Below are 15,708 nucleotides of genomic sequence, written 5' to 3' on the forward strand. Positions count from 1 at the left end.
GGTTAAAATATGGACTGGAATTTACCCATCTCAACCTGGATGGACTTCACCTGGGTGTAGCTCTGCAGCGTCATCACGCCGTTCTCGCGGCCAATGCCGGAGTGTTTGTAGCCGCCGACCGGCATTTCTGCGGCGGATTCACCCCAGGTGTTGATCCAGCAGATGCCCGCTTCGAGCTGATGAATGGCGCCGTGCGCGCGGTTCAGGTCGGCAGTGACGATGCCCGCCGCCAGACCGTAGTCGGTGTCGTTGGCGCGGCGGATCGCTTCTTCTTCGCTTTCATAGGTGAGGATGGACATCACCGGGCCGAATATCTCTTCGCGCACGATGGTCATCTCGTCGGTGCAGTCGGTGAACACGGTCGGGGCGACCCACGCGCCGTTGTCGAAGCCTTCGCCCTTCAGCACGTCGCCGCCGCACAGCACGCGCGCGCCTTCCTCTTTGCCTTTGGCGATGTAGCGCAGCACGCTGTCGCGGTGCGGGAAGCTGACCATCGGGCCGAAGTTGGTGCGTTCGTCGAACAGATCGCCCGCGCGGATGCGGCCCACGCGCTCGACGATTTTCTGCTCAAACGCGACCTTGAATTTCGCGGGCACGAACACGCGGGTGCCGTTGGTGCACACCTGGCCGGAGCTGAAGAAGTTCGCCATCATGGCGATGTCTGCCGCGAGATCCAGATCGGCGTCGTCGAAAATAATCAGCGGGGATTTACCGCCCAGCTCCATCGTCACCTCTTTCAGGGACGAGGCCGCCGAGTTGGCCATCACCTTTTTGCCGCTGGCGACGCCGCCGGTGAAGGAGACTTTCGCGATGCCCGGATGCTCGGTCAGGTACTGGCCGGTCTCCGCGCCCACGCCCGGCAGGACGTTAAACACGCCGTCCGGAACGCCCGCTTCGGTGTAGATTTCTGCGAGCTTCAGGGCGGTGAGCGGCGTCACTTCGCTCGGCTTGAAGATCATTGCGTTGCCCGCCGCCAGCGCCGGGGCGGATTTCCACAGGGCGATCTGGATCGGGTAGTTCCACGCGCCGATACCCGCCACTACGCCCAGCGGCTCGCGGCGGGTGTAGACGAACGAGGTCTCACGCAGCGGGATCTGGCTGCCTTCCAGCGCCGGGATCAGCCCCGCGTAGTACTCCAGCACGTCCGCGCCGGTGACGATATCGACGGTTGAGGTTTCGGAATACGCTTTACCGGTATCGAGGGTTTCCAGCTTCGCCAGCTCATCGTTGCGCTCGCGCAGGATATCGACGGCGCGACGCAGAACGCGCGAGCGCTCCATGGCGGTCATCGCCGCCCAGATTTTTTGCCCGCGTTTTGCGCTTTCCACGGCGCGATCGACGTCTTCTCTCCCGGCGGCCTGTACGCTCGCCAGAACTTCACCGTTGGCCGGGTTGATGGTCTCGAAGGTGCGACCGCTGGTGGCGGAGGTATAACCACCATTGATATAAAGCTGCTGTTCTGCCATTCGGGACATAAATTCTCCTCGGTTATTCGGTCGGTAAATGCTGGCTGATGAAGTGGCTGGTGAGCGACTGCGCCAGGATCTTATCCAGCGGCTTGCCGCTCAGCGCGGCGCGTAGCCACAGCCCGTCGATCAGCGCCGCCAGGCCGTAGCCCGCCTCTTCGGCCTGCTCGCGCGGCAGCTCACGGCGGAACTCGTACACCAGGTTTGACAACAAGCGACGGCTGCTCACCTGCTGCAGGCGGTAGAGCATCGGCTGGTGCATGCTGCTCGCCCAGAAGGCCAGCCAGGCCTTCATTGCCGCGCCGCTGGTCTGGGTTTCATCAAAATTGCCGCCGACAATCGCCTGCAGGCGCTGCTCCGCGCTGCCGTCCGGCAGGGCGCGTAAGCGGCTCAAAACCGCGTCGCGCAGCTGGCCGGTGATGTCGCGCATGGTCGCTTCCAGCAGACCGTTTTTGTCTTTGAAGTAGTGACTGATGATCCCCGTGGAAACGCCCGCCCGACGGGCGATCTGCGCGATCGTCGCGTCATGCATTCCCACTTCATTTATTGCTTCCAGCGTGGCGTCGATAAGCTGCCTGCGCCGGATCGGCTGCATCCCCACTTTGGGCATTTTTGCCACTCCATTCATCAGCGTTGGTAATACATTAAAGCGGTTTTTGATTGGACGTTCAATATAAAATGTGTCTTAATTGTTGCGGATTTGGATTTCAATAGTTACAAAAACAGTGGGGATACTGGATGACAGACCTTTCACAAGACAGAGAAAAAGACAAAATCAACCCGGTCGTTTTTTATACTTCCGCCGGGCTGATTTTGTTGTTTTCCCTGACGACCATCTTCTTTCGTGATTTTTCTGCCGAGTGGATTGGGCGCACCCTGAACTGGGTGTCGAAGACCTTCGGCTGGTACTATCTGCTGGCCGCGACGCTCTATATCGTGTTCGTGGTCTGCATTGCCTGCTCGCGCTTCGGCTCGGTGAAGCTCGGGCCTGAGCAGTCCAAGCCCGAGTTCAGCCTGCTGAGCTGGGCCGCGATGCTGTTTGCCGCGGGCATCGGCATCGACCTGATGTTCTTCTCCGTGGCGGAACCGGTTACGCAGTATATGCAGCCGCCGGAAGGGGCAGGGCAGACGATGGAGGCCGCGCGCCAGGCGATGGTCTGGACGCTGTTCCACTACGGCCTGACGGGCTGGTCGATGTACGCCCTGATGGGCATGGCGCTCGGATACTTTAGCTATCGTTATAATTTGCCCCTCACCATCCGCTCCGCGCTGTACCCGATCTTCGGTAAAAAGATTAACGGCCCGATTGGCCACAGCGTCGATATTGCGGCGGTGATCGGCACCATCTTTGGGATCGCGACGACCCTCGGGATTGGCGTGGTGCAGCTCAACTACGGGCTGAGCGTGCTGTTTGATATCCCGGATTCGATGGCGGCCAAAGCGGCACTGATTGCGCTCTCCGTCATTATCGCCACCATCTCGGTGACGTCGGGCGTCGATAAAGGCATCCGCGTGCTCTCCGAGCTGAACGTGGCGCTGGCGCTGGGCCTGATCCTGTTCGTGCTGTTTATGGGCGATACCTCGTTCCTGCTCAATGCCTTAGTGCTCAACGTGGGCGACTACGTAAACCGCTTTATGGGCATGACGCTGAACAGCTTCGCCTTCGACCGTCCGGTGGAGTGGATGAACAACTGGACGCTGTTCTTCTGGGCGTGGTGGGTGGCGTGGTCGCCGTTTGTCGGCCTGTTCCTGGCGCGTATTTCGCGTGGCCGCACCATCCGCCAGTTCGTGATGGGCACGCTGATTATCCCGTTCACCTTTACCCTGCTGTGGCTGTCGATTTTCGGCAACAGCGCGCTGCACGAGATCATCCACGGCAATGCAACCTTCGCGCAGGAAGCGATGGCGCACCCGGAGCGCGGCTTCTACAGCCTGCTGGCGCAGTACCCGGCGTTTACCTTTAGCGCCTCCGTGGCGACCATCACCGGCCTGCTGTTTTACGTCACCTCGGCGGATTCCGGCGCGCTGGTGCTGGGCAACTTCACCTCGAAGCTCAAAGACATCAACAGCGACGCGCCGAACTGGCTGCGCATCTTCTGGTCCGTCGCCATCGGCCTGCTGACGCTCGGCATGCTGATGACCAACGGCATTTCGGCGTTGCAGAACACCACGGTGATCATGGGCCTGCCGTTCAGCTTCGTCATCTTCTTCGTGATGGCCGGGCTGTATAAATCGCTCAAGGTGGAAGACTACCGCCGCGTCAGCGCCAGCCGCGACACCGCGCCGCGTCCGATGGGCGCGCAGGACAGGCTGAGCTGGAAGAAACGCCTTTCGCGCCTGATGAACTACCCGGGCACGCGCTACACCAAACAGATGATGGAGACGGTCTGCTTCCCGGCGATGGAAGAAGTCGCGCAGGAGCTGAAGCTGCGTGGGGCCTACGTGGAGCTGAAAAACCTGCCGCCGGAGGAGGGAGAGACCCTGGGGCACCTGGATCTGCTGGTGCACATGGGCGACGAGCAGAACTTTGTTTATCAGATCTGGCCGCAGCAGTATTCAGTACCCGGGTTTACCTACCGGGCGCGCAGCGGGAAATCGACCTACTACCGGCTGGAGACCTTCCTGCTGGAAGGGAGCCAGGGGAATGATTTAATGGACTACAGCAAGGAGCAGGTGATTACGGACATTCTGGACCAGTATGAACGGCACCTGAACTTTATCCATCTGCACAGGGAGGCGCCGGGGAATAGCGTGATGTTCCCGGATGTTTGAGATTTGAGCTGAATAACCTATAAACGCATCGCCGTCGCCCTCAAGCCGGGTGGCGGCGATGCCTTACCCGGCCTACAAAATCGGTTTACCGTAGGCCTGATAAGCGCAGCGCCATCAGACTTTTAGCAGCGTCCACACGTTCCCATCATTATGCTGCCAGACGAGGGTGAAGCGTTTACCTTCAGGATAGTCTCCAGCAGGGTGCGAAAGCGCCAGCGTGATTGTTTTTTCCGATAACTCAGTGACTCTCGCCCACTCAAACCCCATGTAAATTTTTACCTTCGGGAAGAGGGCTTTAAACAAACTCTCTTTGGCGCTAAAAGCGAGCGTCAGCGCCAGCGCAAAAGGGTAGCCCGAGTGAGTCAGGCATATCGCCTCCTGCGCATCAATGATGCCGTCCTGGATTTCGCGGGCTTCGTGGTCTGGAAGAATGGCTTCGCAATCAATACCTACGAGCGCATCTGGATGAGGGACGACAACCGCCATCGCCTGCGTGCCGCTGTGGGTAATGCTCCCCGACAACCCTTTCGGCCAGAGCGGTTCGCCGCTGGGGCCGATGCCGGGGATCGCGCGTTCATGTATCGCACCGAGCGCATGCGCGGCGGCGATGCGGCCTGCCAGATGCTCGGCTTTGCGTTTGCTTCCGGCGTTTGAAAGCTCTGCGTGGTGGGGGAGCCAGAGGAGATCGGCATCGGTGAAGGTGGTGGGGGCGAAGGTGACGTGGTGGACGGTGTGGCCGGCAAGAATGAACGTGGTGTGGGTTGTGTGCATGTTTTTCCCTTCAGAATTGTGCGGCCTGATGCCCTCACCCCGGCCCTCTCCCATGGGGAGAGGGGGCAAACACTAAAAACGGCAACTGGGTTGCCGTTTTGTTTTTACCTTAGAAGCGCGTATTCACGCTCATGTACCAGGTACGGCCCGGCTCATTATACGTATACGCTCCCGCACCGTACATATACGCACCGGTGGTGGCATTTCCGGTCGTCTGGGCATTACCCGCGCGCCACTGGCGTTTGTCGAAGACGTTATCAACGCCGCCGGTCAGACTAACGTTTTTGGTCATATCCCAGGTCGCGCTCAGGCCAACGATGCTGTACGGGCTGACTTCGTCTTTCTCAGATCCGGTCACCGGCTGACCTTTGTAGTTGTACTTCTTCGGCTGCTGCTTGCCGTACCAGGTAAAGGTCGACTGGAGCGACACGTCCTGATGAACCTGCCAGCTCAGGGTCGAGTTCAGCGTGTACTCCGGAATAATCGACAGACGATCGCCGGTCTCCTTGTTCTTGCTCTGCAGCATGTATGTAATATTGTTGGTCCAGTTAATGGTGTCGCTGACCGGCACGTTCAGGGAGCCTTCCAGCCCTTCGACCACCGCCTTCGGTACGTTTTCCCACTGGTAGATATCCGTCTGCACTTTGCCGGAAGAGGTATGACCGATCGGCGCGTAGCCCGCTTCAATCTTGTCGCGATAGTCGTTTCGGAACCAGGTCACGCCCGCCAGCCAGCCGTCGCGCTTCCACTCCAGACCAATCTCTTTGTTGATGCTGGTTTCGGCTTTCAGGTCATCGTTGCCCATCATGTAGCAGCCCACGCCGTCCGAGCTGGCGTAGCAGCCCTGGCCTTTGCTGTAGAGCAGGTAGTTCGGGTTGGTCTGGTACAGGCTCGGCGCTTTGTAGGCGCGCGCGATACCCATCTTCAGCGTGAAGTCATCCCCCAGACCTTGCGACAGGTTCAGGGACGGGCTCCAGTTGTTGCCGACTATGGTGTGATGGTCGAAGCGCAGGGCAGGGGTCAGCATGGTGCTGTCGGTCAGCTCCATGTTGTTTTCGGCGAACAGGGAGAAAATCTCCGCCGAGGTGTACGGGCTGCGGTCGTTTGTCATGCCCGGAATAGTGCCGCCCTGCAGGGTTTGCGTGAACGAAGTCGAGTCCTTCATGCGCTGCTGGTTCCACTCGGTGCCCAGCGTCAGGTTCTGGTTGACGAGGAAATCAATCGGCAGGTTGATTTCGCTGTGCAGCATCACGTCGGCCAGGTCGGTGTCGGTGAATTTATTGCTGTTGAACAAGCCTTCCGTACCGCCCGCCAGACCTTCGCCCAGGCGGGAGTTGCGGGTGTGTTCGTACTGCGCCCAGCTGCTGGTGGTGATGCCGTTATCCCAGCCGCCGTTCCAGGTCACCGCGAAGTTCTGGCGGTAGATCCGGTTAGTTTCTTTACCGTAGTTCTTCTTCACCAGCGCGCTGTCGTTGTTGGTGTTCTGCGTGTCGCCCGCGTAGAGGTTGTTCTGGCGGCTGTAGCCCGCTTCGAACTCCAGGGACTGCATGGGCGCGAAGTCCCAGCGCACCACGCCGTTGATGTCTTTGTTTTCCACGCCCTCACGGCCGGCCGGCAGGGTGTTGGCGTAGGCACCGGTACGATCGGACTGGTGGCCCTGGTTGATGTCCCACGCGTCGGCCTGGGTTTTGTCCAGGTTACCGAACATGCGGAAGCTGAAATCGCCGCCCAGCGGGCCGCTCAGGCTGAAGTTGGTGCGTTTGGTGGAACCTTCGTCCTTGTGCTCTGGCGCGTTCAGGTAGGTGTTCCAGGAGCCGTGCCACTGGTCGTCGAATTTTTTGGTGATGATGTTTACCACGCCGCCAGCCGCGCCGTTGCCGTAGCGCGCGGCGGCCGGACCGCGGATCACTTCGATGCGCTCGATCATCTCCGGCGGCACCCAGCCGGTATCGCCGCGGGTGTCACGCTCGCCGCGCCAGCCCAGACGAATAGAGTTGCGGCTGGTGACCGGCTTGCCGTCGATCAGGATCAGGGTGTTTTCCGGCCCCATGCCGCGAATGTCAATCTGACGGTTGTTTCCACGCTGGCCGCTGGTGGAGTTCCCGGTGAGGTTAACGCCCGGCATGGTGCGGATGATTTCCGCCACGTCGCGCGCGGGCGGGTTTTTGCGGATCTCGTCGGCGGTGATGGTCGACACGCCCGGCGCCTGTAAATTCTGCTCGGCGGCGGTGATCACCATAGTGTCTTCGTGCTGCGCAGAGGCGGTGTTGTCGTCTGCCACGGCGGGCAGCGCGACACCATAAATCCCTAAATTGACCAGCAAGGCCAGAGAGTGAATCTTCTTATTCATTGTACGTCCCGCTTTTATGGTTATTTAATGAGCGCGCTTCCCACAGCGCGGGCATTACGCTATTGCAAATGCAAATAGTTATCAATAATATTATCAATAAAATTTGCTCTGAAACAAAAAAGTCTGTTAAACATGGGGTTATAAGGGTGACGACGTTAACAGCCGGAAGTGAAGCGTGGTGGCAGTCGAAAAACGGACCTGAATGGGAACGTCTGAAGGAGAACTGTCGCGTCACCTTCTGGTGGCGGGATCCGGCAGGCACGCAGAAAACCTCATCGGTCAAACGCGTCTGGCTCTACGTTACCGGCGTGACCGACCATCATCAGAATGCCCGCCCGCAATCTCTTGAACGCATTCCGGATACCGACGTCTGGCAGTGGCAGGGCGAATTCAGCCCGGAATGGCGCGGCAGCTACTGTTTTATCCCCTCCGTAAATGAAAACGATTTTGCCGATACCGTGTTTGAAGGCCAGCAGCCGGACCGCATGGCGCTGCGCGAAGGCTGGCGCAGGCTGCTGCCGCACGCGGTTTCCGACCCGCTGAATCCGCAGAGCTGGCGCGGCGGGCGCGGTCATGCCGTCTCGGCGCTTGAGATGCCGGACGCGCCCGTTCAGCCCGGCTGGGACCGTCCCGATACGCAGTATCACCAGCCGGTCTGCATTGAGTGGAACAGCGAGCGTCTCAACAACCGTCGCCGCGTGTGGATTTTCACCACCGGGGATGACGGCCCGGAACGTCCGCTGGCGGTGCTGCTCGACGGGCAGTTCTGGGCCGAAAGTATGCCCGTCTGGCCCGCGCTGGCGTCGCTTACCACCGAGCGCAAACTGCCGCCTGCGGTCTACGTATTAATTGATGCGATCGACATGGAACATCGCAGCCGCGAATTGCCCTGTAACCGCGATTTCTGGCTGGCGGTGCAGGAAGAACTTCTCCCTCATGTAAAACAGCTCGCGCCCTTCAGCGACCGCGCCGACCGTACCGTGGTCGCGGGCCAGAGCTTTGGAGGACTCTCTTCACTTTATGCTGGCCTCAACTGGCCGCAGCGGTTTGGCTGCGTGCTGAGCCAGTCTGGCTCGTACTGGTGGCCGCACCGCGGCGGGCAGCAGGAAGGGCGCCTCATCGAACAGCTCAGAGCAGATGAACTAACCGCGAGCGGGCTGCGTATCGTCCTCGAGGCCGGACGCAACGAACCGCTGATTTTCAATGCCAATCAGGCGATTTATGCCGAACTACACGCGCAGCAGGTTACCTGGCGTCAGGTTGACGGCGGACACGACGCGCTTTGCTGGCGCGGTGGGCTGACGCAGGGGCTAATGACCCTCTGGCAGCCGCTTATTCAATAACGGAGTCTGTATGGAATTCAGCAATCCTTTCGATAATCCGCAGGGACAGTTCGCCATTTTGCAAAACGACCAGGGGCAGTACAGCCTGTGGCCGCAGCAGTGCGAACTGCCGGCGGGGTGGCGCGTGGTGTGCGAAGCGCAGTCTCAGGAGGCGTGCCAGCAGTGGCTCGCCGGGAACTGGCGCACGCTTGAACCGTCCCATTTTGCGGAGGGGAGCGCATGAAACGTCTTCCTCTCGTCGCCGCCCAGCCGGGTATCTGGATGGCGGAACAGCTGTCCTCCCTGCCAAACGCCTGGAGCGTGGCGCACTACACCGAACTGAAAGGCGATATCGACGCGCCATTGCTGGCAAAAGCCATCGCTGAGGGCATGATGCAGGCCGATACCCTGCGAATGCGTTTTGCCGAGGATAACGGCGAGGTGTGGCAGTGGGTGGATGACACCCTCATTCTGCCGGAGCCGTCCATCGTTCGCGTTGCCGACCACGCCGCCGCCGTGGCGCTGATGGAGGCTGATCTTAACCAGAACCTGCGCGTCGACAGCGGTCAGCCGCTGGCGTTTCACCAGCTGATTCAGGTGGGGGAAAGCCACTGGTACTGGTATCAGCGCTATCACCATCTGGTGGTGGATGGCTTCAGCTTCCCGGCCATTACCCGCCAGATCGCCGCGATTTACGCCGCGTGGAAAGAGGGTGAACCGACGCCCGCATCTCCGTTTACGCCATTTGCCGAAGTGGTGGAGGAGTATCAGCGCTATCGCGGCAGCGAGGCGTATCAGCGCGACGGCGCCTTCTGGGCGGAGCAGCGCAGGCAGCTTCCTTCTCCGGTCTCGCTCTCTTCCGCACCGCTGCCGGGACGCGCCGCCACAACCGATATCCTGCGCCTGAAAATCGCTGCCGACGGTCGCGCCTTCAGCCAGCTTGCGCAGGCGGCAGGACAGGCGCAGCGTACCGATCTGGCCCTTGCGCTGGTGGCGCTGTGGCTGGGCCGCCTCACCGGACGGCTGGACTACGCCGCCGGGTTTATCTTTATGCGCCGCATGGGCTCCGCCGCGCTCACCGCGACCGGGCCGGTGCTCAATGTGCTTCCGCAGGCGGTGAATATCAACCCGCAGGAGAGCCTGCCGGAGCTGGCGCTGCGCCTGGCCAACCAGCTGAAAAAAATGCGCCGCCACCAGCGCTACGACGCCGAGCAGATCGTGCGCGACAGCGGGCGTGCCGCAGGCGACGAAGCGTTGTTTGGCCCGGTGCTGAACGTGAAGGTGTTTGATTATCAGCTGGATATCGACGGCGTGGAGGCCATCACCCACACGCTGGCGACCGGCCCGGTAAACGATCTTGAGCTGGCGCTGTTCCCGGACGAGCAGGGTGGGCTGAGCATTGAGATCCTCGCCAATAAGCAGCGCTACGACGAGGCGACGCTGACGCGTCACGTCGCGCGCCTGAACGCGATGCTGGTGCAGTTTGCGGCCAATCCGGACCTGCGCTGCGGCGAGGTGGAAACCGTTTCAGAGCAGGAATACGCAAAGCTCGCGCGCATCAACGATACCGGGCTGGCGCTGCCGTCCACCACGCTCGCGGATCTGGTCGCGGAGCAGGCGAGCAGAACGCCGGACGCCCCCGCGCTGGCGGACGCGCATATTGAGCTCAGCTATCGTGAGATGCGCGAGCAGGTGGTCGCGCTGGCAAACCTGCTGCGCGCGCGCGGCGTGAAGCCGGGCGACAGCGTGGCGGTGGCCCTGCCGCGCTCGGTGTTCCTGACGCTGGCGCTGCACGGCATCGTCGAGGCTGGTGCCGCGTGGCTGCCACTGGATACCGGCTACCCGGACGATCGTCTGCGGATGATGCTCGAGGACGCGAAGCCGTCCCTGCTTATTACCACTGACGAACAGCTTCCGCGATTTAGCGATCTGTCCGACGAGACGTTTAGTTACAACACACTGTTACCGGCCGCGGGTGCTGAACCGCTGCGGCTGGCCAAGCCGGAGCAGACGGCCTACATCATCTTTACCTCCGGCTCGACCGGGCGTCCAAAAGGGGTCATGGTCGGCCATACCGCCATCGTTAACCGCCTGAAGTGGATGCAGGACCACTACCCGCTGGACGCGACGGACGTGGTGGCGCAGAAAACGCCGTGCAGCTTTGACGTGTCGGTATGGGAGTTCTGGTGGCCCTTTATCGCCGGGGCGAAGCTGGTGATGGCAGAGCCGGACGCGCACCGCGATCCGCAGGCGATGCAGAGCTTCTTCGCCCGGTACGGCGTGACCACCACCCACTTCGTGCCGTCGATGCTGGCGGCGTTTGTCGCGTCGCTGACGCCGGAAAACGTGGCGTGCTGCAAAACCCTAAAGCAGGTGTTCTGCAGCGGCGAAGCGCTGCCGACCGAGCTGTGCCGCGAGTGGGAGCAGCTCACCCATGCGCCGCTGCACAACCTGTATGGCCCAACCGAAGCGGCGGTGGACGTCAGCTGGTATCCGGCGTATGGCCCCGAGCTGGCGGCGGTTGAGGGCAACAGCGTGCCGATCGGCTTCCCGGTGTGGAATACGGGACTGCGCATTCTGGACGCGATGATGCGCCCGGTGCCGTTCGGCGTGGCGGGGGATCTTTATCTCACCGGCATTCAGCTGGCGCAGGGGTATTTGGGCCGTCCGGACCTCACCGCCAGCCGCTTTATTGCCGACCCGTTCGCTCCCGGCGAGCGCATGTACCGCACCGGCGACGTTGCCCGCTGGCTGGACAACGGCGCTGTGGAATATCTCGGCCGCAGCGATGACCAGCTAAAAATTCGTGGCCAGCGCATCGAGCTGGGCGAAATCGACCGGGCGATGCTGTCGCTGCCGGACGTCGCCCAGGCCGTGGCGCACGCCTGCGTGTTCAATCAGGCGGCGGCAACGGGCGGCGATGCCCGCCAGCTGGTGGGGTACGTGGTTTCTGCATCCGGCTTACCGCTGGACCGCGACGCGCTGCTGGCGTCGCTCAAAGCGCAGCTGCCGCCGCATATGGTGCCGGTGGTGCTGCTGCAAATCAGCGCGCTGCCGCTCAGCGCGAACGGCAAGCTGGACCGCAAGGCGCTGCCGCTGCCGCTGCTGACGACTAAAACCTCCGGACGCGTGCCGGAAAGCGAATCCGAAATCGCTGTCGCGCAGGCGTTTTCTGCCCTGCTGGGCTGCGAGGTCAACGACATTGAGGCCGACTTCTTTTCCCTCGGCGGACACTCGGCGCCTGGCGGCGCAGCTTAGCCGCGCGTTCGAGCGCAAGGTTACGCCGGGGCAGATTATGGTCGCCTCCACGGTGAGCAAGCTCAGCGCGCTGCTGGACTCGCAGATGAGCGACGAGCAGGCGCAGCGACTGGGGTATGAAACCCTTCTGCCGCTGCGCGAAAGCGACGGGCCGACGCTGTTCTGCTTCCATCCGGCGTCCGGCTTTGCCTGGCAGTTTAGCGTGCTGGCGCGTTATCTCAGCCCGCGCTGGTCTATTGTCGGTATTCAGTCGCCGCGTCCGGACGGTCCGATGCAGCAGTGCGCTGATCTGGATGGGGTCATTGAGCATCACCTGGCTACGCTGCGTAACCAGCAGCCGCAGGGGCCGTATTATCTGTTCGGCTATTCCCTCGGCGGCACGCTGGCGCAGGGCATTGCGGCCCGTCTGCGCGAGCAGGGAGAAGCGGTGGCCTTCCTCGGCCTGCTGGACACCTGGCCGCCGGAAACCCAGAACTGGTCGGAGAAAGAGGCCAACGGCCTTGACCCGGAAGTGCTGGCGGAGATCGAGCGCGAGCGTCAGGCGTTTATTGCTGCCCAGCAGGGACAGGGCTCCAGCGAGCTGTTTAACGCTATAGAGGGCAACTACGCCGACGCGGTGCGGCTGCTCACCACTGCGCACAGCGCGCGCTTTGACGGCAAAGCGACGCTGTTTGTCGCCGAGCGGACGCGAACGATGGATCCGCAGGTCGCCTGGGCGCCGTGGGTGGCGGAGCTTGAGGTGTACAGCCAGGACTGCGCCCACGTGGATATCATTTCACGGCAGGCGTTTGAGAAGATAGGGCCGGTGTTGAGGGAAATACTGGGATAACGTCAAAAGCGCCGGGTGGCGGCTGCGCCTTACCCGGCCTACGGAACCGTTGTTGATGTTTGTTGGGTTTGCTCCCTCTCCCTGTGGGAGAGGACCGGGGTGAGGGCATCAGACCGAACGCTTTCCAAGCGGCACCACCAGCGGCATACCCGCCACCGGATCGTCAATAATCATGCAGCGCATGCCGTAGATCCGCTCAATCAGATCCGGCGTCACAATCTCTTTCGGCGCCCCCTGCGCCACTATCTCACCGTCTCGCAAGGCAATCAGATGCGTGGCGTAGCGGCACGCCTGGTTTAAATCGTGCAGCACCGCCGCCAGGGTGTACCCCCGCGCGCGGTTCAGCTCGCTCAGCAGCTCCAGCAGGTCAATCTGATGGCTGATGTCGAGCCAGGTCGTCGGCTCGTCCAGCAGCATGATCGACGTTTCCTGCGCCAGCACCATCGCGATCCACGCGCGCTGACGCTGTCCGCCGGAGAGGGTGTCCACGCTCTGCTGGGCGAGCCCGGTAATACCCGTCGCCTGCATCGCGCGGTTCACCGCCTCGTCATCCTCTTTACGCCAGCGGGTAAATAGCGGCTGGTGGGGATAGCGTCCGCGCGAGACCAGCTCCTGCACCGTGATGTCTCCCGGCGTGGTGGCGTTTTGCGCCAGCAGACCGATGCGTCTGGCCACCTCCTTGCTGGCGAAGCGCTGGATCTGCTCCCCGTCAAGAAACACGCTGCCTTCAGCCGGCGTCATCAGGCGGCTCAGCGTGCGCAGCAGGGTCGATTTTCCGCAGCCGTTCGGGCCGATAATGGCCGTGAAGTGGCCGTCCGGAATGGCAACGGATAAGTCACGGGCAATGATTTTTTTGCCGTAGCCGAGGGTGAGGTTTTCGCCGCGCAAGCGGGTGGTGGTATCTGTCATTTCCTGCGTGACTCCTGAACGAGCAAGACGATGAGGTAAATTCCGCCGAGGCTGACGGTCACCACGCCCACCGGCAGTTGATAAGGCATAAACAGCCGCTGGGCGCAGAGATCGGCGGCCAATAGCAGCAGCGCGCCGCACAGCGCCGCCTGGGTTAATCCCCAGCGCGCCGTGCCGCTAAGTCGCCGGGCGATGTGCGGTGCCACGAGGGCGATAAACGAGATTGGCCCGGCAATCGCGGTGGAGGCGGCGGTCAGCAGTACGGCGACCAGCATCAGCATCAGGCGCGAGCGTTCGACGCCCACGCCCAGCGCGCAGGCGCTATCGTCGCCCATCTCCAGCAGACGCATACGGCGCACCAGCAGCAGCGCGCCGATAAACATCAGCAAAATCAGCGGCGCGGCGGGCCAGATTTTGCCCCACGTCAGGCCGTTGAGCGAACCGGCGTACCACAGCCCGGCGGAGAGCGCGGTTTCCAGCGAGGCCTGCAGTAAAAGCCAGGTGTTAAACGCCATCAGCATCGCGCGGATGCCGATCCCGATAATGATCAGCCGGAAGGTGTCAATGCCGTTGCGCCAGGCCAGGGCCCAGATAAGCAGCGAGGTCAGAATGCCGCCCGCCATCGCCGTAAAGGTAATGGCCGTCAGATGTTGCCCGAACAGCACCATCGCCACCAGCACGCCGCTCCAGGCGCCGGTGTTGAGGCCCATCACGTCCGGGCTGCCCAGCGGGTTGCGCATCAGCGACTGGAATATTGCGCCGCTCACGCCGAGCGCCGCACCGACCAGAATCGCCATCGCCACGCGCGGCAGTCGCCACTCCGTCACCACCATGGTGATGTTACGCGGCGCGCTGCCGAGCAGGGCGTTGAAGACCTGAGTAAAGTCGAGCGTCACCGCGCCGCTGCGCAGGCTCCAGACCGCCAGCAGCAGAATGGCGATAAGCAGCAGCGAGACGCTGGTCAGTAAACGACGGGACGGGGCCATCATGCGCCACCTCCGCGTTTACGACGAACCAGGAAGATCAGCACCGGCGCGCCGATAAAGGCGCTGACCACCGAGACGCGCAGCTCGCCGGGCACCAGCAGGCGGCCCAGCACGTCGGCAAACAGCAGCAGGGCAGGGGTCGCCAGCAGCGTCACCGGCAGCGACCAGCGGTGATCCGCCCCCACCAGCCAGCGCGCCATGTGCGGCATCATCAGGCCGATAAAGGCGATCGGGCCGACCACGGCGGTCGCGCTGCCGCACAGTACGGTGATGGCGAACAGACCAATCAGCTGCGTGCGCGCCACGCGGTTGCCGAGGGCGGTCGCGGTGTCGCTGCCGAGGCTCAGGCTGTTGAGCGACCGGCTTAAAAACAGCGCCACGGCGGCAGCGACAATGACCGGGATCGCCACCACTTTAAGCGTGTCGAGGGTGCGGATATCCAGCGAGCCGGCCTGCCAGAAGCGCAGTTGGTCGTAGACGTCCGGGTTGAGCAGGGCGATGCCGTTGGACAAGCCCTCCAGCACCGCCGCGAGCGCCACGCCCGCAAGGGTCAGGCGTACCGGACTCAGCTGCCCGCCGCCCTGGCTGCCGGTAAAGGCGACCACCAGCGAGGCGGCCAGCGCGCCGCAGAAGGCCATCACCAGCTGTTCAGAGGGTGAGGTCAACCCGAACAGCGCCGCGCCGAGCACGATGGCAAAGCTGGCGCCGGAGTTAACGCCGAGAATGCCGGGGTCCGCCAGCGGGTTACGGGTGAGGGTTTGCATCAGGGCACCGGCAAGGCCGAGCGCGCCACCCGCCAGCAGTCCGGCAAGCGTGCGGGGCAGTCGGGCGTCGAGCACGATGACGCAGTCGGCGCTCTGGCAGGTGCCGGAGAGCGCATCAACGATAACGGACGCGGGCAGCGGCTTCGCGCCGACCAGCAGGCTGAGTGCAGCCGCAAGGCTCAGGAGCAGCAGTAAAGCGGGCACGGCAACGGCGCGCACCGCAGAAGAGGAAAACGACATAGCAACATCCATGATTTGATAATGATAGTGATTATCGTTAT

General features: G+C 62.2%; 10 protein-coding genes and 1 pseudogene. 4 read left to right on the top strand and 7 right to left on the bottom strand.

The genetic code is table 11. The annotated features are described in order from the left end of the window. Positions 1–2: 2 nt before the first annotated feature. A complete protein-coding gene (gene betB / locus WM95_RS06430) occupies positions 3–1,475 on the bottom strand; it encodes a betaine-aldehyde dehydrogenase (RefSeq protein ID WP_063408926.1) in 1,473 nt (490 codons plus the stop codon). 13 nt (positions 1,476–1,488) lie between these two features. Continuing rightward, positions 1,489–2,076, bottom strand: coding sequence for a transcriptional regulator BetI (gene betI, locus WM95_RS06435; RefSeq protein WP_023310694.1), 588 nt, complete (start codon positions 2,074–2,076; stop codon positions 1,489–1,491). Between the two features lie 128 nt (positions 2,077–2,204). Between betI and betT the strand changes: the two genes are divergently transcribed. Then, complete coding sequence (betT, locus tag WM95_RS06445; RefSeq protein WP_029741651.1) at positions 2,205–4,238, top strand: choline BCCT transporter BetT; 2,034 nt, start codon at positions 2,205–2,207, stop codon at positions 4,236–4,238. Positions 4,239–4,352: 114 nt separating this feature from the next. Here the strand turns inward: betT and entD are convergent, their stop codons facing one another. Together entD and WM95_RS06455 are read right to left on the bottom strand one after the other, a co-directional pair. Further along, a complete protein-coding gene (gene entD, locus WM95_RS06450) occupies positions 4,353–5,009 on the bottom strand; it encodes an enterobactin synthase subunit EntD (RefSeq protein WP_063408925.1) in 657 nt (218 codons plus the stop codon). Positions 5,010–5,118: 109 nt separating this feature from the next. Beyond that, positions 5,119–7,359 (bottom strand): TonB-dependent siderophore receptor, encoded by a 2,241-nt coding sequence (locus WM95_RS06455; protein WP_063408924.1) that lies wholly within the window; start codon positions 7,357–7,359, stop codon positions 5,119–5,121. 146 nt (positions 7,360–7,505) lie between these two features. Between WM95_RS06455 and fes the strand changes: the two genes are divergently transcribed. The 3 genes and pseudogenes from fes to entF all read left to right on the top strand — a co-directional run bounded on the left by fes (position 7,506) and on the right by entF (position 12,768). Continuing rightward, positions 7,506–8,702: an enterochelin esterase gene (fes, locus tag WM95_RS06460; RefSeq protein WP_063408923.1), complete on the top strand. Its 1,197-nt coding sequence runs from the start codon at positions 7,506–7,508 to the stop codon at positions 8,700–8,702. Positions 8,703–8,712: 10 nt separating this feature from the next. After that, positions 8,713–8,925 (top strand): MbtH family protein, encoded by a 213-nt coding sequence (locus tag WM95_RS06465; protein WP_023310699.1) that lies wholly within the window; start codon positions 8,713–8,715, stop codon positions 8,923–8,925. Beyond that, a pseudogene (gene entF / locus WM95_RS06470) lies at positions 8,922–12,768 on the top strand (enterobactin non-ribosomal peptide synthetase EntF). The gene WM95_RS06465 and the pseudogene entF overlap by 4 nt, the downstream one beginning before the upstream one ends. 108 nt (positions 12,769–12,876) lie before the next feature. On the opposite strand, the gene fepC reads toward entF, so the two are convergent. The 3 genes from fepC to fepD are packed head-to-tail and all read right to left on the bottom strand — an operon-like array spanning position 12,877 to position 15,667. Further along, positions 12,877–13,677: an iron-enterobactin ABC transporter ATP-binding protein gene (gene fepC / locus WM95_RS06475; protein ID WP_088544698.1), complete on the bottom strand. Its 801-nt coding sequence runs from the start codon at positions 13,675–13,677 to the stop codon at positions 12,877–12,879. After that, a complete protein-coding gene (fepG, locus tag WM95_RS06480) occupies positions 13,674–14,663 on the bottom strand; it encodes an iron-enterobactin ABC transporter permease (RefSeq protein WP_072263169.1) in 990 nt (329 codons plus the stop codon). The genes fepC and fepG overlap by 4 nt, the downstream gene beginning before the upstream one ends. After that, entirely contained in the window at positions 14,663–15,667 is a 1,005-nt protein-coding gene (gene fepD / locus WM95_RS06485; RefSeq protein WP_063408633.1) for a Fe(3+)-siderophore ABC transporter permease, read from the bottom strand. The genes fepG and fepD overlap by 1 nt, the downstream gene beginning before the upstream one ends. Positions 15,668–15,708: the final 41 nt, after the last annotated feature.

It is taken from the genome of Enterobacter cloacae complex sp. ECNIH7 (assembly GCF_002208095.1).
In the GTDB taxonomy this organism is placed as follows: Bacteria; Pseudomonadota; Gammaproteobacteria; order Enterobacterales; family Enterobacteriaceae; genus Enterobacter; species Enterobacter cloacae_M.